Below are 259 nucleotides of genomic sequence, written 5' to 3'. Positions count from 1 at the left end.
CTGGCTTCAATGTCCGGAAAGGGAAACTGTTTTGACAACGCTGCCGTCGAAACATTTTTCAAAAGCCTGAAGGCGGAGTGGCTCTGGAGACAGAACTGGCCAACCCGCCGTCAGGCTACCACCGCCATCTTCCAGTATATCAATGGTTTCTACAATCCACGTCGACGCCATTCATATCTGGGCGGTATCAGCCCACTCGCTTTTGAAGCAAGAGTGGCATAAGCACTTCCTGACCGGCACAAAACCGTTACAAGTCCAC

The 259-nt window shown here is 51.7% G+C and carries 1 protein-coding gene; it reads left to right on the top strand.

Going from position 1 to position 259, the window contains the following annotated elements; translation table 11 throughout:
* A partial coding sequence (locus tag B7449_RS18570) for an IS3 family transposase (RefSeq protein WP_148431423.1) occupies nt 1–222 on the top strand: 222 nt, incomplete at its 5' end.
* Between the last annotated feature and the right edge of the window lie 37 nt (nt 223–259).

This window comes from Komagataeibacter intermedius TF2 (assembly GCF_000964425.1).
Classification (GTDB): Bacteria; Pseudomonadota; Alphaproteobacteria; order Acetobacterales; family Acetobacteraceae; genus Komagataeibacter; species Komagataeibacter intermedius.
The sequence above is the reverse complement of the archived record's forward strand: the minus strand, read 5'-3'. Positions and strand labels throughout refer to the sequence as shown.